20 protein-coding genes are annotated in these 23,029 nt (G+C 62.1%); 9 read left to right on the forward strand and 11 right to left on the reverse strand.

Translation table 11 applies throughout. The annotated features are described in order from the left end of the window. Positions 1-2 precede the first annotated feature (2 nt). Positions 3-788, forward strand: coding sequence for a (S)-ureidoglycine aminohydrolase (gene allE / locus ABTW55_RS06525; RefSeq protein ID WP_060420333.1), 786 nt, complete (start codon positions 3-5; stop codon positions 786-788). A 53-nt stretch (positions 789-841) separates the two neighbouring features. Here the strand turns inward: allE and ABTW55_RS06530 are convergent, their stop codons facing one another. The 7 genes from ABTW55_RS06530 to ABTW55_RS06560 all read right to left on the reverse strand — a co-directional run bounded on the left by ABTW55_RS06530 (position 842) and on the right by ABTW55_RS06560 (position 8,576). Further along, the gene (locus tag ABTW55_RS06530; protein WP_060420335.1) at positions 842-1,984 is read right to left on the reverse strand and encodes a glycerate kinase; all 1,143 of its coding nucleotides are present in this window, start codon (positions 1,982-1,984) and stop codon (positions 842-844) included. A 128-nt stretch (positions 1,985-2,112) separates the two neighbouring features. Continuing rightward, entirely contained in the window at positions 2,113-3,366 is a 1,254-nt protein-coding gene (locus tag ABTW55_RS06535) for an MFS transporter (protein ID WP_223915619.1), read from the reverse strand. A gap of 254 nt (positions 3,367-3,620) precedes the next feature. After that, positions 3,621-4,502, reverse strand: a complete 882-nt coding sequence (glxR, locus tag ABTW55_RS06540) for a 2-hydroxy-3-oxopropionate reductase (RefSeq protein ID WP_060420338.1) — start codon at positions 4,500-4,502, stop codon at positions 3,621-3,623. A 10-nt stretch (positions 4,503-4,512) separates the two neighbouring features. Next, positions 4,513-5,292 (reverse strand): hydroxypyruvate isomerase, encoded by a 780-nt coding sequence (hyi, locus tag ABTW55_RS06545; RefSeq protein ID WP_047568952.1) that lies wholly within the window; start codon positions 5,290-5,292, stop codon positions 4,513-4,515. Between the two features lie 11 nt (positions 5,293-5,303). Then, entirely contained in the window at positions 5,304-7,085 is a 1,782-nt protein-coding gene (gene gcl / locus ABTW55_RS06550; protein WP_060420340.1) for a glyoxylate carboligase, read from the reverse strand. 119 nt (positions 7,086-7,204) lie between these two features. After that, a complete protein-coding gene (allR, locus tag ABTW55_RS06555) occupies positions 7,205-8,020 on the reverse strand; it encodes an HTH-type transcriptional repressor AllR (protein ID WP_015376892.1) in 816 nt (271 codons plus the stop codon). A 70-nt stretch (positions 8,021-8,090) separates the two neighbouring features. Further along, positions 8,091-8,576, reverse strand: a complete 486-nt coding sequence (locus tag ABTW55_RS06560) for an ureidoglycolate lyase (protein WP_033653231.1) — start codon at positions 8,574-8,576, stop codon at positions 8,091-8,093. 353 nt (positions 8,577-8,929) lie between these two features. Here ABTW55_RS06560 and allS point away from each other — a divergent pair, with 353 nt between their 5' ends. The 3 genes from allS (at position 8,930) to ABTW55_RS06575 (ending at position 11,286) form a co-directional block, all read left to right on the forward strand. Next, positions 8,930-9,844, forward strand: a complete 915-nt coding sequence (allS, locus tag ABTW55_RS06565; RefSeq protein ID WP_033653232.1) for an HTH-type transcriptional activator AllS — start codon at positions 8,930-8,932, stop codon at positions 9,842-9,844. Between the two features lie 72 nt (positions 9,845-9,916). Then, a complete protein-coding gene (locus tag ABTW55_RS06570) occupies positions 9,917-10,822 on the forward strand; it encodes an SPFH domain-containing protein (protein WP_004940203.1) in 906 nt (301 codons plus the stop codon). Between the two features lie 2 nt (positions 10,823-10,824). Next, positions 10,825-11,286, forward strand: coding sequence for an NfeD family protein (locus ABTW55_RS06575; protein WP_033637369.1), 462 nt, complete (start codon positions 10,825-10,827; stop codon positions 11,284-11,286). On the opposite strand, the gene cueR is transcribed toward ABTW55_RS06575, so the two are convergent. Continuing rightward, the gene (cueR, locus tag ABTW55_RS06580) at positions 11,283-11,684 is read right to left on the reverse strand and encodes a Cu(I)-responsive transcriptional regulator (RefSeq protein WP_033637368.1); all 402 of its coding nucleotides are present in this window, start codon (positions 11,682-11,684) and stop codon (positions 11,283-11,285) included. The two genes, ABTW55_RS06575 and cueR, sit on opposite strands and share 4 nt — an antisense overlap. 108 nt (positions 11,685-11,792) lie before the next feature. Here cueR and copA point away from each other — a divergent pair, with 108 nt between their 5' ends. The 3 genes from copA to ybaK all read left to right on the forward strand — a co-directional run bounded on the left by copA (position 11,793) and on the right by ybaK (position 16,152). Continuing rightward, positions 11,793-14,504, forward strand: coding sequence for a copper-exporting P-type ATPase CopA (copA, locus tag ABTW55_RS06585; protein WP_033653233.1), 2,712 nt, complete (start codon positions 11,793-11,795; stop codon positions 14,502-14,504). A gap of 133 nt (positions 14,505-14,637) precedes the next feature. Beyond that, positions 14,638-15,444 (forward strand): TraB/GumN family protein, encoded by an 807-nt coding sequence (locus ABTW55_RS06590; RefSeq protein WP_043146751.1) that lies wholly within the window; start codon positions 14,638-14,640, stop codon positions 15,442-15,444. Between the two features lie 228 nt (positions 15,445-15,672). Further along, a complete protein-coding gene (ybaK, locus tag ABTW55_RS06595) occupies positions 15,673-16,152 on the forward strand; it encodes a Cys-tRNA(Pro)/Cys-tRNA(Cys) deacylase YbaK (protein ID WP_004940240.1) in 480 nt (159 codons plus the stop codon). A gap of 10 nt (positions 16,153-16,162) precedes the next feature. Here the strand turns inward: ybaK and dacB are convergent, their stop codons facing one another. Both dacB and ABTW55_RS06605 read right to left on the reverse strand, forming a co-directional pair. Beyond that, positions 16,163-17,629, reverse strand: coding sequence for a D-alanyl-D-alanine carboxypeptidase/D-alanyl-D-alanine-endopeptidase (dacB, locus tag ABTW55_RS06600; protein ID WP_060420342.1), 1,467 nt, complete (start codon positions 17,627-17,629; stop codon positions 16,163-16,165). Positions 17,630-17,721: 92 nt separating this feature from the next. Next, the gene (locus ABTW55_RS06605) at positions 17,722-18,879 is read right to left on the reverse strand and encodes an MFS transporter (RefSeq protein WP_033653236.1); all 1,158 of its coding nucleotides are present in this window, start codon (positions 18,877-18,879) and stop codon (positions 17,722-17,724) included. Positions 18,880-18,978: 99 nt separating this feature from the next. Here ABTW55_RS06605 and ABTW55_RS06610 point away from each other — a divergent pair, with 99 nt between their 5' ends. Then, a complete protein-coding gene (locus tag ABTW55_RS06610; protein WP_033653237.1) occupies positions 18,979-19,746 on the forward strand; it encodes a helix-turn-helix domain-containing protein in 768 nt (255 codons plus the stop codon). 109 nt (positions 19,747-19,855) lie between these two features. Here ABTW55_RS06610 and ushA read toward each other — a convergent pair whose 3' ends face one another. After that, the gene (gene ushA / locus ABTW55_RS06615) at positions 19,856-21,508 is read right to left on the reverse strand and encodes a bifunctional UDP-sugar hydrolase/5'-nucleotidase UshA (RefSeq protein ID WP_060420344.1); all 1,653 of its coding nucleotides are present in this window, start codon (positions 21,506-21,508) and stop codon (positions 19,856-19,858) included. A 178-nt stretch (positions 21,509-21,686) separates the two neighbouring features. Between ushA and ABTW55_RS06620 the strand changes: the two genes are divergently transcribed. Continuing rightward, positions 21,687-22,907, forward strand: coding sequence for an MFS transporter (locus ABTW55_RS06620; protein WP_033647264.1), 1,221 nt, complete (start codon positions 21,687-21,689; stop codon positions 22,905-22,907). The last annotated feature ends 122 nt before the right edge of the window (positions 22,908-23,029 follow it).

Consider the following 23,029-nt stretch of genomic DNA (forward strand, 5'->3'; position numbering starts at 1 on the left):
ACGTGGGTTACTTCAACAATCAAACCGGATATCCAACCGACATTCTGTCAACGCGCGCCATCATCAAACGCGGCAACTATGCGCTGATCCCGCCGAACGGCCTGGTGCGCAACGTCATTCCCGGTTTTGAAAACTGCGACGTCACCATCTTGTCGACGCCGAAACTGGGCGCCACCTTCGTCGATTATCTGGTGACGCTGTACGACTGCGGCCGCAACACCAAAGGCTTTGGCGGCGAAGAGATCGAAACCTTCGTGTACGTCATCGACGGCGCCATCACCGCTTCCGCCGACGCCACCGACTACCCGCTGACCGCCGGCGGCTATCTTTACTGCCCGGCGGGCGTCACCCTGCGGCTGGAAAACGCCAACGGCGGCCAATCCAGCCGCCTGTTCCTCTACAAGCGCCGCTACCAGCGCATCAAGGGTTACGAGGCGCACGTGGTCAGCAACAACGTCGCCAACCTGGAAAAGATCCACTACGAAGGCATGAGCGAGGTGATCCTGCAGGATCTGCTGCCGAAAGATCTGGGCTTCGACATGAATATGCACATCCTCTCCTTCGCCCCCGGCGCCAGCCACGGCTACATCGAGACCCACGTGCAGGAGCATGGCGCCTACATTCTCAGCGGCGCCGGTGTGTACAACCTGGACAATGAATGGATGCCGGTGAAACAAGGCGACTATATCTTCATGGGTGCCTATGTGCAGCAGGCAGGCTATGCGGTGGGCCAGGAAACCTTCAGCTACATCTACTCCAAGGACTGCAACCGCGACGTCGAGCCGTAAGCGCTTCGCCGCCAAAACCAAGGCCACCTGCTCGCGCAGCGTGGCCTTCTTTTTTATCCCAATCGCCGGCCGATGCGCATCGCGCGGGCGACGTTGGCGGCGCTGCGCTGCAGGTTGAGCTCCCCTTGCGACAGCGCGGCCTCCAGCGCACTCAGGCGCGGCAGAATGCTGAACATCGCGTCGATTCCCTGCGCGTGCAGCGCCTCCGCCCCTTCCTCCACCACGCCGGCCAGCGCGATGACCGGCAAACCGCGCGCCCGCGCCAGACGGGCGACGCCGGACAGCGCCTTGCCGCCCAGCGTTTGGCTGTCGATGCGCCCTTCGCCGGTGATCAGCAGATCGGCCTCCGCCAGCGCCTGCTCCAGGCCCAGCGCCGCCATCACGATCTCGATGCCCGGCTTCAGCGTTGCGCCGAGAAACACCTGGCAGGCGATCCCCATGCCACCCGCCGCCCCGCCGCCGGCTTCGTGCCGCACGTCGCGCCCGGTGCTCTGGCGGATCACCTCAGCATACTGCGTCAGGCCCTGTTCCAACTGCGCCACCATCGCCGCCGTCGCCCCCTTCTGCGGCCCGAACACCGCCGCCGCGCCGCGCGGCCCCACCAGTGGATTGTCTACGTCGCAGGCGACCTCGATCCGGCACTGCCGCAGGCGTGCGTCCAGCGTGCCGAGATCGACGCCGCTCAGCGTCGCCAGCTCGCCGCCGCCCCACGGCAGCGCCTTGCCGTCCGGGCGGTAGAAGCGCCCGCCCAGCGCCTGCACCATGCCGACGCCGCCATCCACCGTGGCGCTGCCGCCAATGCCGAGGATCAGGTGGCGAATACCCTGATCCAACGCATGCCGGATCAGTTCGCCGGTGCCGTAGCTGGTCGCCAGCAGCGGGTTACGGCGCGCCGCCGGCGTCAGCATCAATCCGCTGGCCGCCGCCATTTCGATCACCGCCGTCTTGCCGTCGCCGCTGACGCCGTAAAACGCCGCCACCCGTTCCCCCAGCGGCCCCGTTGCCGCCACGCTCACTTTGCGCCCGCCGGTGGCGGCCACCAGCGCGTCCACCGTGCCTTCGCCGCCGTCGGCGATCGGCAGGCAGACGCACTCGGCATCGGGATAAACCTCGTGGAAGCCGCGCGCGATCGCCCGCGCCGCCCGTTCTGCGCTGACGCTTTCTTTAAATGAATCCGGTGCAATAACAATTTTCATGCTGCCTCCTTTATTCGAGACGAAATAAAAATGGCCATGCCTTCCCCCGCTGAAATAATCAGATGAGAAATGCATGGCTAAATAAAATAAAACTGTTGCCGACTATTTAATGAAGATGAAGGGAAGCGTTATTTATTGACCCATTTCGCCGGCACGCTGTAGGTTAATATCGCCCCCAGTATCATCATCGTCGACAAGACGCACATCGCCGCCAAATTGCTGTGGGTCAGCTGTTTGAAATAGCCGATGATATAAGGCGAAATAAAACCGCCGATATTGGCGATGGAATTGATGAGCGCAATGCCCGCCGCGGCGCAGGTGCCGGTAAAGATGGCGTTCGGCAGGCTCCAGAACAGCGGCGAGGGCACCAGGCTCGACGCCACCGCCACGCACAGCGCCGCCATCACCACGTGCTTGTTGTCCGGGAACAGGCCGATGAAGATCAGCGACACCGCGGCGATGCAGAACGGCACGATGATGTGCCAGCGCCGCTCGCGATGCTTGTCCGAACTGCGCGCGGCCGCCAGCATCGCCACCACCGCCAGCATGTACGGCAGCATGGTCAGCAGGCCGATATCCATCACCGAGGTCACGCCGGTGTCGCGAATGATGGTCGGCACCCAAAACGCCAGCCCGCCCTGGCCCATCACGGTGCAGAAGCAAATCAGCCACATTTTGGTGAACGCGGACGATCTCAGCATGCTTTTCATCGTCCACTCCTGCCCGCCGGCGGCGCCCTGGCGCGGCGCGCTCTGCGCCATATCCTCTTTGATCAGCGCCTTCTCCTGCGGGCTGAGCCACTTGGCGCTCTGATAGGTGTTATCCAGGAAACAGAAGATGACGATGGCGATCAGCAGCGCGCGCGGGCCGCTGATAAAGAACAGCCACTGCCAGCCGGAGAGATTCATCAGGCCGTTCATGTGCTCGATGATCCACCCGCACAGCGGGCCGCCGATGATGTTGCTGACCGGGATGCCGCACACGAACAGCGCGGTCATCTTGGCGCGCTGGCTGGACGGGAACCACAGCGTCAGATAGAGGATCACGCCGGGGTAGAAGCCGGCCTCCGCCAGCCCCAGCAGGAAACGCGCCAGGTAGAATTGCCAGGGGTTGGTGATAAAGATGCTCAGCATCGAAATCGCCCCCCACACCACCATCAGCAGCGCGATGATCTTTCTGGCGCCGTAGCGGCTCAGCAGAATATTACTGGGTACCCCGGCGATGATATAGCCGATGAAAAACACCCCGGCGCCCAGCCCGTAAACGGCTTCGGCCATCGAGACATTGCCGTTCAGAATATCGGGCATCATTTGAAATTTCGAAAACGAAATGCCAACCCGATCGAGATAACCGACGATATAGCTCACTAATAAAATGGGCATAATGCGCCAGGCGATTTTTCGATATAAACGGTTTTTGTCAGGGGCGGTAAGAATATCTTTATCAATAACAGCATTATCGGTTGCCATATTCAGTGTCTCCTCGGTTGGCATCCTGCTTTTTACTTTTTATTGTGCTGAATCATTTTTTATTGGATTGGCGGGAACCCTCTTTATTTATCATAAAGAGGGCGTTATTAATGTCGAACATCTCTGATTCTAACGATAAGCCGGCGAATTAAATGCCGGGGGTACTCTTAGCCGGCCACCCGGTGGTTGCCCATGATCTCCAGCGCCCGCACCAGCGCGGAATGATCCAGTTCGCCGTCGCCATTGGCGGCGCAGACGTTGAACAACTCCTGGCAAGTGGCGGTATTCGGCAGGCTGAGCGCCAGCACCTTCGCGCCCTGCAGCGCCAGATTAAGATCCTTCTGGTGCAGCGAGATGCGAAACCCCGGCGCGAACGCCCGCTTGATCATCCGCTCGCCGTGCACCTCCAGAATGCGCGACGAGGCGAAACCGCCCATCAGGGCTTCGCGCACCCGTGCCGGATCGGCGCCGGCGCGCGAGGCGAACACCAGCGCCTCGGAGACCGCTTCGATGGTCAACGCCACGATGATCTGGTTGGCGACCTTGCAGGTTTGCCCGTCGCCGTTGCCGCCGATCAGCGTGATGTTCTTGCCCATCAGCGCCAGCAGCGGCTGCACCCGTTCGAAGGTCGCTTCCTCGCCGCCCACCATGATGGTCAGCGTGCCCTGTTTGGCGCCCACTTCGCCGCCGGAAACCGGTGCGTCCAGGTACTGGGCGCCCAGCTGGTTGATGCGCTGCGCGAACCGCTTGGTCTCCAGCGGTGAAATGGAGCTCATGTCCACCACCACTTTGCCGTTCAGCTTGCCGGCGGCGCAGCCGCGTTCACCGAACAGCACCTCCTCCACCTGCGGCGTATCCGGCACCATGATGAAGATCACGTCCGCCTCATCCGCCACCTGCTGCGGATCGCCGCAGGCAATGGCCCCTTGCTGCAACAGCGCCGCCGGCACCTGATGCCGGGTATGGGCGTAAAGCGTGTGCCCGCCCGCCAGCAGTTTTTCCGCCATCGGCGCGCCCATGATGCCCAGACCGATAAATCCCACTTTCATTTTCATCTCCTCAAGACAGGTATTTTTTAATCCATGACAGGCCGCTTTCCGTGGTGGTGAGCGGTTTGTATTCACAGCCGATCCAGCCGCGGTAACCCATGCGATCCAGCTGCGCGAAGATAAACTCGCAGTTGATTTCGCCGGTGCCCGGCTCGTGCCGCCCCGGGTTGTCGGCGACCTGAACGTGGTCGATCTTCGCCAGCAGGCGCTCAAGGGTCTGCGTCAGCTCTCCCTCCATGCGCTGCATGTGGTAAAGGTCGTACTGCAGATACAGGTTGGGGCTGCCGATCGCTTCGATCAGTTCGATTGCCTGCCGGGAGGTTTGCAGGTAGAACTGCGGCATGTCGTAGCGGTTGATCGGTTCGATCAGCAGGCGGATATTCTGCCGCGCCAGAGCGTCGGCGGCGTAGCTCAGGTTCTCTTTCACCCGTTCGTCGGTGGCGTGGCGGCCGACGGCGGGATCCGGATTGCCGATCAGGCAGTTGATGCGATCGCAGCCCAGCGCCTGCGCATACTCGATCGCGCGCCCGACGCCGTCGCGGAACTCCGCTTCGCGCCCCGGCAAGCAGGCGATGCCCCGTTCGCCCGCCGCCCAGTCGCCGGCCGGCAGGTTGAACAGCACCTGGCTCAGGCGATGCGCCTCCAGTTCGCTGCGCAGCGCGGCGATCGGGTAGTCATAGGGGAACATGTATTCCACCGCGCTGAAGCCCTGCTCCTTCGCCCGGCGGAAGCGCTGCATAAAATCGACTTCGGTGAACAGCATGGACAGGTTGGCTGAAAATTTCGGCATGGTAAGGCTCCTTAACGGTAATCAAAGAAGTTGACCGAGGTCGGCGCGTCTTCCGGCGTTGCCGCCACCGGTTCGAACTCGTTGACGTTATCCAGCTCGGTGCCCATGGAAATATTGGTGACGCGCTCCAGGATGATTTCCACCACCACCGGCACCCGGTGCTGCAGCATCAGTTCCTGGGCCTGACGGAACGCCGGCGCGATCTCTTCCGGTTTGAACACCCGCAGCGCCTTGCAGCCCAGCCCTTCCGCCACCTTGACGTGATCGACGCCGTACTCGCCAATCTCCGCATTGTTGATGTTTTCAAACGACAGCTGCACGCAGTAATCCATATCGAACCCGCGCTGCGCCTGGCGGATCAGCCCCAGATAGGCGTTGTTCACCAGCACGTGGATATAGGGCAGCTTGAACTGTGCGCCGACCGCCAGCTCTTCGATCATGAACTGGAAATCATAGTCGCCCGACAGCGCGATCACCTTGCGCTGCGGATCGGCGGCGCACACGCCCAGCGCCGCAGGCAACGTCCAGCCCAGCGGGCCGGCCTGGCCGGCGTTGATCCAGTGACGCGGCTCGAAAACGTGCAGCATTTGCGCGGCGGCGATCTGCGACAGCCCGATGGTGGTGACGTAGCAGGCGTCGCGGCCGAAGGCACGGTTCATCTCTTCATACACCCGCTGCGGCTTGACCGGCACGTTGTCGAAGTGGGTCTTGCGCAGCAGCGTTTGCTTGCGCTGCAGACAGGCGGCGCACCAGGCGTCGCGATTCGGCAACTCGCCGCGCTCGAAGCGGCGCTTTGCCGTGTCCACCAGCATTTGCAGCGCGATGCGCGCGTCGGAAACGATGCCCAGATCCGGGCAGATCACCCGGCCAATCTGCGTCGGCTCGATATCGATGTGCACCACCTTGCGCCCGGCGGTGTACTTGTCCACCGAGCCGGTGTGGCGGTTGGCCCAGCGGTTGCCGATGCCGAACACCAGATCTGAATCCAGCAGGTTGGCGTTGCCGTAGCGATGCGAGGTTTGCAGGCCCGCCATGCCCGCCATCAGCGGGTGATCGTCCGGAATGGCGCCCCAGCCCATCAGCGTCGGGATCACCGGCACGTTGCAGATCTCCGCCAGCTGCTGCAGCAGATCCGCCGTGTCGGCGTTGTGAATACCGCCGCCGGCGATGATCAGCGGTTTTTTCGCCGCGCACAGCAGATCCAGCGCTTTGTCGATCTGCGCCTGGGTGGCCGCCGGCTTATAGGCGGGCAGTGAAGAGTAGGTGTCCGGATCGAACTCGATCTCCGCCATCTGCACGTCGAAAGGCAGGTCGATCAGCACCGGGCCCGGCCGGCCGGAGCGCATCAGGTGGAACGCCTGCTGCAGCACGCGCGGTACCAGCGCCGGTTCCTGCACGGTGACCGCCATCTTGGTCACCGGCTTGGCGATCGATTCGATGTCTACCGCCTGAAAATCTTCTTTGTGCAAACGCGCACGCGGCGCCTGGCCGGTGATGCACAGGATCGGGATCGAGTCGGCGGAGGCGGAGTAAAGGCCGGTGATCATGTCGGTGCCCGCCGGGCCGGAGGTGCCGATGCACACGCCGATGTTGCCGGCGGCGGCGCGGGTGTAGCCTTCCGCCATGTGCGAGGCCCCTTCCACGTGCCGCGCCAGGTAGTGTTTGATGCCGCCGTGCCGCCGCATCGCATCGTAGAACGGGTTGATCGCCGCGCCGGGCACGCCGAACGCGGTGGTGATCCCTTCTTTTTCCAGCACGTGCATTGCCGCGTCTACCGCTCGCATAATTGCCATGTGATGCTCTCCTTAATTTATTGGAAAATTTTTCCAACTTAAAATTACGCTCAAAAAAACCCGTTTGCTCATCAAACGGGGAGTCTTGCTCCGCGCCGGTTCAGCCCGGCGCGCGACGTTTACGCCTTGCTGCGCGATTCGCCCAGCGCGGCGCTGATGTCTCTGGCCACTTCACCCACCAGTTCGCCCAGCTCCTTGAACCGCTCCTTGCCGACCCGCGAACTGGGCCCGGAGATGGAGATGGCGGCGATCACGTTGTTGTTGCGATCGAAAATCGCCGAAGCCAGGCAGTTCAGGCCGAGCGCGTGCTCTTCATCGTCGATGGTGTAGCCCTGTTCCAGCGACTGATGCAGATCCTTGCGCAGCAGGTTCACGCTGGTCAGCGTCTTCGGCGTATAGGATTGCAGCCCCGAACGCACGATCAGATCCAGCATCTCCTCTTCCGCCAGCGGGTACAGCAGCGCCTTGCCAGCGCCCGAGGCGTGCAGCGGCAAACGGCTGCCCAGCGGTGCGCACATGCGCACCATCGCCTGGCACTCGCATTGGCGAATCAGCACCGCGTCGAAATTGTTGCGGATCGCCAGGTTGGCGGTCTCGCCGGACAGCAGCATCAGCCGGCGCATGAACGGCCCGGCCACCGATACCACGTCGCGATCGTTCATGTAAGCGGAACCGACGGTGAACGACTGAATGCCGATATGCCACCAGCCCAGCTGTGGATCCTGAAAGACGAATTCCGATTTCTCCAGCACTTTCAACAACCTGAAGGTGGTGGAAAGCGGCAGCTCCAGCTTTTCGGACAGCACGGAAACCGACGAACTCCCCCCGGCGTTGGCCAGGTACTGGAGGATCTCCAGCCCGCGATCCAACGCCTGCGCTCCTTTGGTGGCGCCGGCTTCGGTGGCGGGGCGTCCTTTCCTGCGTAATTCGGTCATTCAAGCTTCCTTTGTCAGTGACGGCATGGGTGACGCTATGATAAACGCCCAGCGCGGCGTGCGGCCAGCGCTATGCCAAAACTATGCGATACGGCTCCGGCAAGCGGCTGACCACGCAGTTGTCGGCGCCCGCGCGATCGATAGTGAAAAAGTCGGTGACCTTCGCATAGGCGAACAGCGGGTGGTGCCAGACATTGCGATGATAGTTGATCCCCTGTTTGCCGTTGGTGATAAAGGCGCGCAGGGTGCCGACGGGGATGGTTTCGCCCGGTTCGGCGACGATCACCACGAAGCGTTCGCCGTTCATCGGCACAAAGGCCTGCGACGAGAGCGGATGCTTTTCCAACAGGGAAAAGGTCATCGGCAGATCGCAGGGTTCCGCCCGGTTGATGCTGGCCAGCACCCGGTTGCCGTCGGACACCTCTATCCTGGCGAGATCGTGATAACGCTCGGTTTTCCCGTCATTGATATGAAAGAAACGCGAGCCCTCTATCTGCAATACATCGCCGTAAGGCGCAAAGGCCGCCGGCGTTAATTCTTCGATGACTAAATCCATGTGATTCTCCCAAGCGCATGACCCAGACGACGATTGAACGGCGATATTTCACCCAACGCCTTCACTCTAGACAGCGCGTGGTGAATTTGACAGCATTTTTTTGGAAAATTTTTCCACAACAAGATCGCCAGCACACTTTATGATCGAAGAGCAATATTAGTTGCCTTAAATCAATGAATTAAAAAACCGCCTAATTCATCATCGGGCAAAATGGGGCGGCGCATATTCATCGCTATCGGGTGATTCTGTGACCGGGATCGTGGGGTTGCGCTTTGCCGCTGCCTATCGCGCCGCAACATCAGTAGATTCTTCTCACCGATAACCGAAAAGGCGGTGTCAGCCAAGGACCCCTCATGCTGGATCACGAAACCATTCGTTCGTTTATCAAGGTTGCCGAGTGCCAAAGTTTCTCCCGCGCGGCGGAGCTGCTGCACAAAACCACCGCCACCATCAGCTACCGCATCAAAACGCTGGAAGAGAGCATCGGCACGCAGCTGTTTATCCGCACCACCCGCACCGTCAACCTGACGCCGGCCGGAGAGTATTTGCTGGAACGCTGCCGCCAGTGGCACACCTGGCTGGACGCCATGCCGGGCGAGCTGCGGCAAATCAATGACGGCGTAGAGCATCAGGTGAATATCGTGATCAACAACCTGCTGTACGACGCCGCCGCCGTAGCCGGGCTGTTAACTCACCTGCACGACAAATACCCGTTCACCCAATTCCACATTTCCCGCCAGGTGTACATGGGCGTGTGGGACGCGTTGCTGAATGAGGATTGCCATCTGGCGATCGGCGCGGCGGGCAATGAATCGCTGGAAAACAGCATCAAGGTGCTGCCGCTGGGCAAAATAGAGTGGGTGTTCGCCATCGCGCCGACGCACCCGCTGGCCGCCGCCGCCGATCCGCTGAACGAAACGCAGCTGCGCCCTTACGCCGCGATCAACGTCGAAGATACCGCACGCCATTTGGCCAAGCGCACCGCCTGGCTGCTGTCGGGCCAGCAGGAAATCAAGGTGCCGGATCTGCGCACCAAGCTGGAGTGCCATCTGCGCGGTCTCGGGATCGGTTTCCTTCCGCGCCGGCTGTGCCAAACTTATCTGGAGAGCGGCGAGTTGGTGGCCAAACAGCTCAAATACCCGCGCCAGTCTTCTCCCCTGTCGCTGGCCTGGTCCGATGCTCGCGGCGGCGAAGCGGTGCGCACCCTTATCAACCTGTTCCAGACGCGGGATCCGCTGATCGCGGGTTTGATCGGCGCTCTGGATTAAGTCTCGGTATCGGTAGGCATTTTTCCGGCGCTGACGTAATATCTGTTTACATATGTCTGACAGGAGGTTTGCATGCTTACTTTTATCCCCATCGTGATCGTCGTCGCGCTGATTGTGGTGTTCGCCGGCGTCAAAATTGTGCCGCAGGGGTTCCAATGGACGGTAGAACGCTTCGGCCGCTACACCAAAACGCTGATGCCGGGCCTGAACCTGGTGGTGCCGTTCATGGACCGCATCGGCCGTAAAATCAACATGATGGAACAGGTGCTGGACATTCCCTCACAGGAGGTGATTTCCCGCGATAACGCCAACGTCGCCATCGACGCGGTGTGCTTTATCCAGGTGGTCGATCCGGCCCGTGCCGCCTACGAGGTCAGCAACCTCGAACAGGCGATCGTCAACCTGACCATGACCAACTTCCGCACCGTGCTCGGCTCGATGGAGCTGGACGAAATGCTGTCGCAGCGCGACAGCATCAACAGCCGCCTGCTGCACATCGTCGATGAAGCGACCAATCCGTGGGGGGTGAAAATCACCCGTATCGAGATCCGCGACGTGCGGCCACCGGCGGAACTGATCGCCTCGATGAACGCCCAGATGAAGGCCGAACGGACCAAGCGCGCCGACATCCTCGAGGCGGAAGGGGTGCGTCAGGCGGCCATTCTGCGCGCCGAAGGGGAGAAACAGTCGCAGATCCTGAAGGCCGAGGGCGAACGCCAGTCGGCATTCCTGCAGGCGGAAGCGCGTGAACGCGCCGCCGAGGCCGAGGCGCGCGCTACCCAGCTGGTGTCCGACGCCATCGCCAGCGGTAACATTCAGGCGGTGAACTACTTCGTGGCGCAGAAATACACCGACGCGCTGCAGAAGATCGGTTCCTCCAACAACAGCAAAGTGGTGATGATGCCGCTGGACGCCAGCAGCCTGCTCGGCTCGATCGGCGGCATTACCGAACTGCTGAAAGAAAGCAAAGGCAAATAATCATGCTTGAACTGATCGCGGCGAATCCGCTGTGGTTTTGGCTCTCCCTCGGGGGCGTGTTGCTGGCGGCGGAAATGCTCGGCGCCGGCGGCTACCTGCTGTGGAGCGGCGTGGCGGCGCTGTTGGTCGGCGTGCTGATCTGGCTGCTGCCGCCGCTTTCCTGGGCGTGGCAGGGCATGATCTTCGCCGTCCTGACCGTCGTCGTCGCCTATCTGTGGTGGTACTGGCTGCGCCGGCGCCCGGCGGCCGCATCCGGCGGTTCGCCGGTGCTCAACCAGCGCAACCGCCAGCTGATCGGCACTCGCGCTACGCTGACGGAGCCGATGCACAACGGCATGGGGCGCATCAATATCGGCGACAGCAGCTGGCGCGCGCAGGCGGCGGAAGATCTGCCCGCCGGCACCGAAGTGGAAGTGGTGGCGGTGGAAGGGGTCACGCTGGTGATCCGCGCCATCGGCCGTTAATTAGAACGACAGCATCCCGCCAGGTTGTTGATGATGGGGCACTCTGCCCCCTCGTCGCCCGGGCATTGGTCGGCCAGCGTCACCAGGCGCTGGCGCATTTCGCCCAGTTCGCTGATGTGCCTGTCGATCTCCGCCACCTTCTGCAGCGTGCGCGCCTTCACGTCGGCGCTGTGGCGGGCCGGATCGTTGAACAACGCCACCAGCTCGCGGCACTCGTCCAGGTTGAAGCCCACCTGCCGCGCCTGGCGCAGCAGCGTCAGCTCTTCAACGTGCCTGGCGGAATAATGGCGGTAACCGTTATCGCTGCGGATCGGGGCGGTAATCAGCGCTTTCTCTTCGTAAAAACGAATCGTTTTGCTGGTTAACCCGGTTTTTTTCGCGACGTCGCTAATATTCATTTTCCCTCCTTGACCTTACCCTTTCTGGAAGGTTTAAGCTCCATTCTTAGTGAAAACAGGTCCGGCGGTCAACCTTTAAACACCGCCGTTTAAGCAAGGAGTTCAATCATGTCACACACCACTATGCTGGCATTGCAGGGGCTGTCCTGCATGAACTGCGCGCAGCGGGTGAAAAAAGCCCTGGAAAGCCGCAGCGATGTCGAACAGGCGGACGTTAACGTGCATTACGCCAAAGTGACCGGCGACGCACCGGACAGCGCGCTGATCGACAGCGTGATCGCCGCCGGTTATCAGGCCGAAGTCGCGCCGCACGCCGATACCGAACTGCAGCTGAGTGGCCTGAGCTGCATGCACTGCGTCGGCACCACCCGCAAAGCGCTGGAAGCGGTGCCGGGCGTGTTCGCCGCCGACGTCGCTATCGACAGCGCGAAAGTGTACGGCGATGCCGATCCGCAGGCGCTGATCGCCGCGGTGGAAGATGCCGGTTATCACGCCAGCGTGGCGAGCGCCGCCGCCCCAAAAACTGAGCCGTTGACTGACGCAACACCTTCGTTGCCGGACGTTCAGCCAGCGGCGCAATCTCCCCTTCCGGCAACCGACGGCGCGGACGACAGCGTACAGCTGCTGCTCAGCGGCATGACCTGCGCCAGCTGCGTCAATAAAGTGCAGCAGGCGCTGCAAAGCGTTCCCGGCGTTGAGCACGCGCGCGTCAACCTGGCGGAGCGCAGCGCGCTGGTGACCGGCGCCACCGATGCGCAGGCGCTGGTGGCGGCGGTGGAAAAAGCCGGCTACGGCGCCGAAATGATTCAGGACGAGACCGAACGCCGCGAGCGCCAACAGCAGACCGCACGCGCCAACATGAAGCGCTTTAGCTGGCAGGCGGCGCTGGGTCTGGCGTTGGGTATCCCGCTGATGGCCTGGGGGCTGTTCGGCGGCAGCATGACGCTGACGCCGGAAACCCAGCGCCCCTGGCTGCTGGTCGGCGTCATCACCCTGGCGGTGATGGTGTTCGCCGGCGGGCACTTCTACCGCAACGCCTGGCGCGCGCTGATGAACGGCAGCGCCACCATGGATACCCTGGTGGCGCTCGGCACCGGCGCCGCCTGGCTCTATTCGATCGCCGTCAACATCTGGCCCGATTTCTTCCCGATGGAGGCGCGCCACCTCTATTACGAGGCCAGCGCGATGATCATCGGTTTGATCAACCTCGGCCATGCGCTGGAACAGCGTGCTCGCCAGCGTTCTTCGCAGGCGCTGGAGCGGCTGCTGGATCTGACGCCGCCTACCGCACGGCTGGTGACCGACGACGGCGAGCGCGATATCCCGCTGGCGGAGGTGCAGCTCGGCATGACGCTGCGGCTGACCACCGGCGATCGCGTGCCGGTCGACGGTGAAATCGTGCAGGGCGAAGTCTGGCTCGATGAAGCGATGCTGACCGGCGAAGCGGTGCCGCAGCAGAAAGGCCTCGGCGATACGGTGCATGCCGGGACGGTGGTCGACGACGGCAGCGTGCTGTTCCGCGCCGCCGCCATCGGCAGCCAAACTACGCTGGCGCGCATCATCAAACTGGTGCGCCAGGCACAGAGCAGTAAACCGGCGATCGGCCAACTGGCCGACCGCGTTTCGGCGGTGTTCGTGCCGGCGGTGGTGGCGATCGCCCTGTTCAGCGCGGCGATATGGTACTTCTTCGGCCCGCAGCCGCAGCTGGTCTACACGCTGGTGATCGCCACCACGGTGCTGATCATCGCCTGCCCGTGCGCATTGGGATTGGCGACGCCGATGTCGATCATCTCCGGCGTGGGCCGCGCGGCGGAGTTTGGCGTGCTGGTACGCGACGCCGACGCCCTGCAGCAGGCCAGCCAGCTGGACACCCTGGTGTTCGACAAAACCGGCACCCTGACCGAAGGAAAGCCGCAGGTGGTGGAGATCCTGACCTTCAATCAGGTCAGCGAACGGCAGGCGATCGGCTGGGCCGCCGCGCTGGAGCAAGGCTCCAATCACCCGCTGGCGCGCGCCATCATGGAACGCGCCGCCGGGCAAACGCTGCCGCAGGTGGCGCAGTTCCGCACCCTGCGCGGCGCCGGCGTCAGCGGGGAGATCGACGGCGTGCCGGTGCTGCTGGGCAACGCCGCGCTGCTGGAGCAGCATCAGGTCGCGACCGCCGAACTGGAAGCGCCGATGCGCGACCAGGCCGAACGCGGCGTGACGCCGGTGCTGCTGGCCGTTGACGGTAAACCGGCCGCGCTGTTCGCGATTCGCGATCCGCTGCGCGAGGACAGCGTCGCGGCGCTGCAGCGCCTGCACCAGCAGGGGTATCAGCTGGTGATGCTGACCGGCGACAATCCGGTGACCGCCAACGCCATCGCCAAAGAGGCCGGTATCGATCGGGTGATTGCCGGGGTGCTGCCGGACGGCAAAGCGGCGGCGATCAAGCAGCTGCAGGCGCAGGGCCAACGCGTGGCGATGGTCGGCGACGGCATCAACGACGCCCCGGCGCTGGCGCAGGCCGACGTGGGCATCGCGATGGGCGGCGGCAGCGACATCGCCATCGAGACCGCCGCCATCACCCTGATGCGCCACAGCCTGCACGGCGTGGCGGATGCGGTGGAACTGTCGAAGGCCACGCTGCGCAACATGAAGCAGAACCTGTTCGGCGCCTTTATCTACAATACGCTGGGCATCCCGATCGCCGCCGGCGTGCTCTACCCGCTGACCGGCGCGCTGCTCAGCCCGGTGGTGGCGGGCGCGGCGATGGCGCTGTCGTCGATTACCGTGGTCAGCAACGCCAACCGGCTGCTGCGTTTTAAACCCAGGAAGTGATCTCAGGGGCGCCGTCATGGCGCCCCGCCGTTTTCCGGGCTTTCCTGCGCGGCGGATAGCGTTTAGCATGAATGACGATTTTCCCTCGCCTTTCATGCTGAAACGCGCACCCGTTATTCAGGAGCCACGCCGTATGGGTCAACTGTTACGCCGCCTCGCCGCCTTTCTCGGCCTGATCTCGCCCAAACGATACGCTTATCCGGCGCTGGACATCACTCTGCCGGGCGATCGTCGGCTGCATCTGGTGGGCAGCATCCATATGGGCACCGTCGATATGTCGCCGCTGCCGGCGCGGCTGGCCGCCCGGCTGCAGCAGGCCGACGCGCTGATCGTCGAGGCCGATATCACCGGCGCCGCCTCCCCTTTTGACCACGCAGAACAGCAGCCGGCGCTGGAACAGCGCCTGTCCGCCGAAGAATATCAACGGCTGCTGACGCTTTGCCACGAGCTGGGCGCCGATCCGCACGCCTTCGCCACCCTGCCCGGCTGGCAGGTGGCGCTGATGATGCAGGCGCGCCAGGCTCAGCGTCTGGGGCTACGGGCGGAGTACGGCGTGGACTATCAGCTGCTGCAGGCCGCCCGCGCGCATGACAAACCGGTGATCGAGCTGGAAGGGGCACAGCAGCAGTTGGCGATGCTGGAACAGCTGCCGGAAGGCGGCATCGCGCTGCTGCGCGATACGCTGGAGCACTGGCACACCAACGCGCGGCTGCTGCAAACCATGGTGAGCTGGTGGCTGGACGCCAAACCGCGCGGCACGCTGGACACCCTGCCCGCCACCTTCAGCGCCGGGCTGTACGATGTGCTGATGCATCAGCGCAATCGCGACTGGCGGCATCAGTTGGAGGCGCTGCCGGCGGGTGACTATGTGGTGGCGGTTGGCGCATTGCACCTGTACGGCGAGGATAACCTGCCGGCGATGCTGCAGCCACAGGGCTAAAAAAGAGGCCAATATCGCTATTGGCCAGTCAAAGAGGAATTTCTTGTATTGTAGTTATACGCATAGCAACCGTGTTAACGGTTACAACAAACAGGGTAGCAACCCGGTGAATATCTTGGCAACCCGCTTTATGTAACAGCCGCTCAGGTTGCCGGGCGGGTTGGATTTTTGTATTTTTAAGGCTGGTTATCACCCCTTCCCCGTTAGGGACATTTTGGACAATACATTATGACGCCCGCAGTCGTTCTGCTCGAGAAACAAAAGGTCGCCTTCACCCTTCATCCGTATCACCACGACAGCGACGAAACCAACTTCGGCGACGAAGCGGTGAGAAAGCTGGGGCTGGATGCCGATCGGGTTTACAAAACGCTGCTGGTGGCGCTGAACGGCGACGCCAAACATCTGGCGGTGGCGGTCACGCCGGTCGCCACCCAGTTGGATCTGAAAAAGGTTGCCCGCGCGCTCGGCGCCAAAAAGGCCGAGATGGCCGATCCGCAGCTGGCCCAGCGCGTCACCGGGTATCTGGTGGGCGGCATCAGCCCGCTGGGGCAGAAAAAACGGCTGCCGACGGTGATCGACAGCCCGGCGCAAGCGTTCGCCACCATCTACGTTTCCGGCGGCAAACGCGGGCTGGACATCGAGCTGGCCGCCGCCGATCTGTGCCGCCTGCTGGCCGGCAGCTTCGCCGACATCGCCAAGCGCGACTGACGCCGCCTTCTCAGCGGCACACCACCGTGGCGTCACAGGCCGCCAGCGTCTCGACCAGGCGATCCTCCAGCGCTTTCACCTCTGCGCCGGGCACCAGGTAGTTGTTGCTGATGATGGCGAACGCCAGCGGCCGCCCGGCCGCCGAGTCGACATAGCCGCTGAGCGACGAGACCCCGGTCATGGAACCGCTCTTGGCGTGGACGCGGCCGGCAGCCGCGCTTTTCACCATGCGGCTCCGCAGCGTGCCGCCCACCAGCAGCCCCGGCTGGCCCGCGATGGGCAAGGCGTTATACCAGTCGGCGAACCACGGCTGTTTTCTGGCCGCCAGCAGCAGCGTCGTCAGCTGCTGCGGCGTGATCTGGTTCATGCGCGACAGCCCGGAACCGTCCACCTGGCGGTACGCGCCGGCCTCGATGCCCTGGCTTTGCACAAACCGGCCGATCGCCTGCAGGCCGGCGGCCCAGTCCCCCTTGCCCTGCGTCTTGCGGCCCATCGCTTTGGTCAATACCTCGCCGTAACCATTGTTGGACACTTTCAGGAAGGTGACGGCCAATCGGGAGAGCGGCGGCGAGGTTTTTTCCGCCAGCAGCCGGGCGCCCGCAGGGGTCACGCCTTCTTCAGCGTTGCCGCGCAGCGTGATGCCGTGCGCGCGCAGGGCATTTTGCAATAAGGCGCCAACCACGCGGGCGGGCTGATCGACGGTAATCAAGCGTGAGCTGGCCTCCGCCTGCGCGGCGACGGTGCCGCTGACCACGATTCGGTTGCTGCCCGGCTGGCGATCGAACGTCAGTGCGGTGTCGCCGCCGGTGGTGGTGCGGTTGACCAGCGTCACCGCGTCATTGGCGGGATAGAAACTCACCCGCCCTGGCGCACCGGCGCGGGCGCCCGGCTGCACGTCCACCCGCACCACGTTGATATCGCCGCCGGGGGTAAAGGCGTAGTTCAGCGCCGAGATCGGCGCGGCGAAGGCGAAGGGTTCATCGTCCCAGCTCCAGCCGGCGCCGAATGGCGTTTGATCGAACGCGCTGGCGTCCAGGATCAGCCGCCCATGGATATGGCGAATGCCGCGCTGCGCCAGCGTGGCGGCAAAGGTGTCGAGATCGTCCGGGTGCAGCGTCGGATCGCCGCTGCCCTGCAGATAGAGATCCCCCCGCAAAGTGTCACCGCGCTGCTCGCCGGTGGTCAGCAGCCGGGTTTCAAACCGGTAATCCGCCCCCAGCACGCCGAACGCCGCCAGAGACGTGAACATCTTCATGTTGGAAGCCGGCGCCAAACGCTGCTGCGCGTGCGCCTGATACAGCACGGTGCCGCTCTCGGCGTCGCGCACCATCACGCCGTTCGACGCTCCAATCAGCGCCTTGTCTTGGCCGAGGGCCGTCAGCGCCTGGCTAAGCGTTTGCTCATGACGTTGGCCGGATGACGAACACCCCGCCAGCGCCAGGATGGCGGGCAGCAGCCAGCCTGCGGTTTTCAACATGTCATCTTCCTGCTTGCGTTATCAAAACCAAATTGCCGCTCAGGCTATCATTGGAAGGCGGCGGTGGCGAGAATGTCCGGCCCGTTTATCATTCAGATACGCTCAGGCAACGCCAAACGGCGCTCGTTGTGCACCACCCGCCACGCCAACAGCAGCACGCACAGGCTGCAGAGCGACAGCACGGCGCCCAGGTGCTGCGACAGCCCGGCCAGCACCAAGCCACCGCCTAGCATCAGGTAATACATCAGGCCAAGGATCGCGCCGGCGGTGCCCATGCAGTCTTTATAATGCCGCAGCGCGCGCGCCAGAATATTGGGAATGGCGATGCCGTACGCCATCACCACCAGCATCATCGGCAGAACGAACCACAAGCTCCCTTCCAGCAGCAGTACCAGCAGGCCGCCGGCCAGTGATAAAACGCAGGCCAGCATCAGCAACGCGGGGAACAGCCAGTGTTTGCCGATCAAAAACTTGTTGATCGCCGCGCCGATACCGACCCCGGCCGCCAACACCAAACCGGTATAACCGAACCACTGCGCCGGCAGTTCCAACGCCGCGAAGTGGAATGGCGCCAGCTGGTAATAGCTGAACATGCAAATATTGAACAACGCCACCAGCAGCGCACTGAGCCAAATATCCCCGTCCTTGATCATCCGCCCCAGCGTGCCGAAAAATGAATGCCTCACCACCTGTTGCGGACGCGTCTCCGGCAATTGCCAACCGGCATAGCCCAGCAACAGCGCCGCCAACAGCGCCAAACCGCCAAACACCCCCTGATAGCCCCAATAGTGAGTCAGCACTGCGCCGCTCAATACGCCAACCGCCGGGCTGATCGCCATGGCGATCCCCATCACCGAGAACACCCGCGCCAACTCATAACCGTCGAAGCGATCGCGAATCGCCGTTTGCGTCCCGACCGAACCGACCGCCGCGCCAAAGGCGGCCAGCACCCGCGCCGCCAGCAGCACGCTGAAGCTGCCGCTGAACAGTGCGACGATAGAAGCCAGCAGATAGAGCGTCAGCCCGGCCAAAATGGTGGGACGGCGTCCGATGACGTCGCACATCCGCCCCCAAACCACCACGCCCAGCGCAAAGGCGAAAAAGTAGCAAGAGAGCGTTTGCGCCGCCATTTCCGCACTTACCCGGAAACCATGCGCAATGTGCGTCAATGCCGGGCTGTAGATGGTCTCCACCACCTGGGGAAACATCATCATCGACGTCGCCAATGTCAGAGTCAGCTTACGTTGCATAACAGATCCTGTAGCCAAGAATAAGCTGCACAAGGTAGCATCTGCTCCCGGCGCCGATTACAATATAAAAGACAATAAATTTACAAAATCGGACATACTATGGCGTGGCTTCAGGCGCAGGACAGTTTTAATCCGGATACGCTCGACAACGGCGTGCTCGGGATCGCCGCCGAACTGGCGCAGCACGACTCTGGCACGCATTGGCATGACAGAGGCCAGTTGCTGTTCTGTCAGCAAGGCAGCATGCGTATCACGCTCAACCAAAGCATCTGTATGCTGCCGCCGGGCAGAGTTGCCTGGATCCCGCCGCAAGTGGCTCACCGCGTTCAGGTCAACGGCGTAGTCGGTTACCGTTCGCTTTATCTCGACGCCGATCGCTATGCCTGTCTGCCTGCGCAGCTTGCCGTACTGACAGCCTCGCCGCTGCTGCGCGAGGTGTTGGAACGCATCGCGTTCGCCGCATTCGACACCGACTGGCAGCATGGGCCTCACGCCAATATTCTGGCGGTCTGCCTGGACGAGATCGCCGCCGCGCCGCGCGAACTGACGTTGCTGCCGCTGCCCAGCGACCGGCGCCTGCGCCATCTGGCCAATCTGGACATGCTTCCGCCGCTGCACGAGCTATCGCGCTACAGCGGCGCTTCCGAGAAAACCATCAGCCGGATTTTCCGCCGTGAAACCGGCCTCAGTTATCAACAGTGGCGTCAGCAATGGCGCCTGATCAAAGCAATAGAGATGCTGGCCGCAGGGCTGAGCCAATCCAACGTCGCCGGTCGGCTGGCGTTTTCCAGCGACAGCGCCTTCGCCACTTTTTTCAAGAATATGGTGGGCTGCCCGCCGAGGGCGTATATGGAGAGAAGAAAGTAAGAGGCCGTCTAAAACGGCAACGCTGACAGAAAGCGTTGATGGGGAGGAAAAAAGCGACGGCGGGAACGGCGCCCCCGCGACAAGCGAGAAACGCCGTTCCGCTACGCCCTTATCGATAGACGATCTCGCCCTTCGGCTCGTAGGCCGCCGCATCCAGCGGTGAATGTTTCTCGATGTACTGCTTCAACACCTCGGCGTCGATAAAGCCGGTGTTGACGTAGCTCGGCAGCCCGTCCAGCTTCGGATAGCCGTCGCCGCCCAGCGCGTTGAAGTTCAGCGTCGCCATGCGGTAGGTTTTATCCGCCTGCAGCGGCTGGCCGTTGATCTTCACCTCGCTGACGCCCTTGCCGTCCGCCACCAGGCTGACGTTGGCGAACTGGGCGTAGGCGCCGGAATCCGGCTTCATGTTGGCCACCACCGCCAGGTACTGCTCAACCTCGCTGCCTTTCATATCGACATGCACCAGGGTGTTGCCGAACGGCTGTACCTTGAGCACGTTCTTATAGGTGATATCGCCGCTTTCAATCGAATCGCGCACCCCGCCGCCGCTCATCACCGCGAAGTCGGCATCGGCGCGCTCCCTCTGCGCCGCCAGCATCACCCGCGCCAGGTTGGTCTGCACGAAGCGCACCTTGCTGCGATCGCCCTCCAGCTTGCCGTTAACGCTGCCGATCTTCACGCCCAACTGCGCCTTGCCCTTCTCCTGGAACGGCGTCAGCAGTTTCATCATGGCCGGGTCTTCCGCGATCTGCTGGGTGTAGTACACCCGCTCGCTGGTGCCGTCCGCCTTCTCCACCTTCTTCTTCAGGTTTACCGGGATCAGCTGATAATGCACCAGCTTCAGCTCGCCGTTGCGGAATTCGAAGTCGGCGCGGCCCACGTATTTGCCCCACTCGTGCGCCTGCACGATCCAGGTGCCGTTCTGGCGATCCGGCGAGCACGGCGTGCCCGGCACGTAATCTGCCTGTTTGCGGTTGTCGCCGGCCATGCACACCGGATCCTGCGAGTGGCCGCCGACAATCATGTCGAGATACCCGGCTGGCAGGCTGCGCGCCATTTCCACGTCGCCCGGCGCGTTCGAGCCGTGTTCGCCGTTGTCGTAGTGCCCCATATGGGTGGCGGCGATAATCACGTCCGGCTTCTCGTCCTTACGCAGTTGCTCCACCACCTGCTTCGCCTCCTGCGCCGGCACGCGGAACTCCATGTCGGTGAAGTACTCCGGGTTGCCTATCTTGGCGGTGTCGTCGGTCGTCAGGCCGATCACGGCAATCTTGATGCCCTGCTTGTCGAACAAGACGTAAGGCTTGAACAGGCGCTGGCCGGTGCTTTTCTGATAGATATTGGCGGACAGCAGCGGGAAGGTCGCCCATTTTTCCTGCTGCCGCAGCACGCTCAGCGGGTTGTCGAATTCGTGGTTGCCGATCGCCATCGCGTCGTAACCCACCAGGTTCATGCCGCGGAAGTCCGGCTCGGCGTCCTGCAAATCCGATTCCGGCACGCCGGTGTTGATATCGCCGCCGGACAGCAACAGCAGGCTGCCGCCCTGCGCCGCCACTTCCTGACGAATGCCGTCCACCAACGTTTTCTGCGCGCCCAGGCCGTATTCGCCATGATCGTTCTGCCAGAAGTGACCGTGATGGTCGTTGGTATGCAGAATGGTGATGGCGTAGGTCTTATCCTTTTCCCAGGCACTGGCGGCCCCCGACAGCAACGTCAGGGAAACGGCCAACGCACATGCGGTGGTTTTCAGCGAAAAACGCATGGCGGATCTCCGTGTATTAAATGGCTTTTATGATGAGGGCGAAATTGTAGCGCGAATCAATGACAGCTGATTTCAAATTTTTGCGATGTGAGTCTGATTATTTCAGATATGGTAAAAATTGCGCACCCTGCCTAAGATGTCTTCTCTGTGCTCAACAACTTATCAGGCTAATAATAATATGACCGACAGTAGCCAAAGCGCGATGCCGCCCGCCAAGGGCAGTGCGGTGAAAGGCACCGCCTTCTCCATCCTCGGCGCCATCAGCGTGTCTCACCTGCTCAACGATATGATCCAATCGCTGATTCTGGCGATTTACCCGATCCTGCAAGCCGATTTTCACCTCAGCTTCGTGCAGATCGGCATGATCACCCTGACCTATCAGCTGACGGCCTCGCTGCTGCAGCCGCTGATTGGTTATTACACCGATAAACACCCGCAGCCTTATTCGCTGCCGATCGGCATGGGCTTTACCCTGTCCGGCCTGCTGCTGCTGTCGGTGGCGAGCACCTTCCCGCTGGTGCTGCTGGCGGCGGCGCTGGTGGGCACCGGCTCATCGGTGTTCCACCCGGAATCCTCGCGCGTGGCGCGCATGGCCTCCGGCGGCCGGCACGGCCTGGCGCAGTCGCTGTTCCAGGTCGGCGGCAACTTCGGCAGCTCGCTCGGCCCGCTGCTGGCGGCGCTGATCATCGCGCCTTACGGCAAGGGTAACGTCGCCTGGTTCACGCTGGCGGCGCTGCTGGCGATCGTGGTGTTGCTGCAGGTCAGCAAGTGGTATCAACATCAGCACCGGGCAACTAAAGGGCAGCCGAAAAGCCCATCAACGCTGAAACCGCTGCCAAAACGTACCGTAGTCTACTCGCTGGGCATCCTGCTGGTGCTGATTTTCTCTAAATACTTCTATCTGGCCAGCATCAGCAGCTATTACACCTTTTATCTGATACATAAATTCGGCGTTTCGGTGCAGAATGCGCAAATTCACCTGTTCGCCTTCCTGTTCGCGGTGGCGGCAGGCACCATTATCGGCGGGCCTCTCGGCGACAAGATAGGGCGAAAATACGTTATTTGGGGCTCTATTCTCGGAGCTGCGCCGTTTACCCTTATTTTACCTTATGCATCGCTCTATTGGACCGGCATTTTAACGGTGATTATCGGGGTTATTCTCGCCTCGGCGTTCTCCGCCATTTTGGTCTACGCCCAGGAGCTGATCCCCGGCAAGGTGGGCATGGTTTCCGGCTTATTCTTCGGTTTTGCTTTCGGTATGGGCGGATTAGGCGCGGCAGTTCTTGGTTATGTCGCGGATTTGACCAGTATCGAACTGGTCTACCAAATCTGTGCTTTCCTGCCGCTGATCGGTATTATCACCGCACTGCTGCCCAATATGGAGCATAAACCGCAATAACCCCGCGACTAGCCCGGATGAAATTACTTATTCGTCCGGGTTATCTTACGGATAAATCAATGTTATTTTCCCTATCTGGCACAAAACCCCCTCATTGCCGCGCCTTAAGTGAAATCCTCTGC

The organism is Serratia sp. SM04, assembly GCF_040280225.1.
Lineage (GTDB): Bacteria > Pseudomonadota > Gammaproteobacteria > Enterobacterales > Enterobacteriaceae > Serratia > Serratia sarumanii.